The 926-nt window shown below is 54.8% G+C and carries 1 pseudogene; it reads left to right on the top strand.

From position 1 onward, the window contains the following. Positions 1-926: pseudogene (locus RM532_RS15810) on the top strand (GmrSD restriction endonuclease domain-containing protein); the annotation flags it as partial.

The following is a 926-nucleotide window of genomic DNA, read 5'->3' as shown; positions in this document are numbered from 1 at the left end:
GCGTATAGCATTCGATCCAACGAAAGAACGCTTTGAAGTCTCTGATGCTGCTATCGCGCGTGACCCGAATTTCATCCCGGACATAACCGCTCTTTGGCACGGAAGTTATAAATCCGGTATTCGCGACTTCTTTCGTAAGCTGGAAGAGTCTTCCGACAGGGAAATTCCGAACGAGGAAATGGACCGACTGGAAGAGCGCATCGATCGCGTTCGGGATCTCAGGGACTTCCGCTTTCAAGTTATTGAACTGGGCGCCAGCGCAAACGAAGAACAAGTCGCTGAGATTTTCGTCCGTATCAATTCCGAAGGCGTCAAGCTCAGCCAGGCGGACTTCATCCTCACGCTGATGTCGGTTTACTGGGAAGACGGTCGCCGTGCACTGGAAGAGTTCGCGCGAGCCTGTGTCGATCCTGCCGTAACCGGGAATTCCCCAAAAAACGAGTTTATCAACCCTGGCCCAGATCAGTTGCTGAGGGCGGGTATTGCACTGGCGTTCGGCCGTGGCCGTCTAGCTACGGTCTACCAGATTCTTCGAGGCAAGGACCTCGAGACCGGCGAGGTCTCACGGGACCGGCGAAGTGAGCAATTCGAGCAACTGGCAACCGCGAATGACGCCGTCCTCGACTTGCTCCACTGGCACGAATTTTTGAAGTGTCTGAAGCTGGCCGGTTTCCGGAACCACAAGATGATCTCGTCAGACAACGCGATCATTTACACCTATGCGATTTGGTTGATCGGTCGGAGTTATCACGGTATCGAAATCACCACGCTGCGCCCGGTGATTGCTAGGTGGTTTTTCATGGTCCAGACCACTGGCCGATATACGTCGAGTCCGGAGACTGCGATTGAATCCGATCTGCGTCGGCTGGAGCGTATAAAGCAGGGAGCTGGCGAGGCGTTCTGTGGCGAACTTGACCGCATCGTCC

The organism is Spectribacter hydrogenoxidans, assembly GCF_031846275.1.
Taxonomy (GTDB): Bacteria; Pseudomonadota; Gammaproteobacteria; order Nevskiales; family Salinisphaeraceae; genus Spectribacter; species Spectribacter hydrogenoxidans.
The sequence above is the reverse complement of the archived record's forward strand: the minus strand, read 5'-3'. Positions and strand labels throughout refer to the sequence as shown.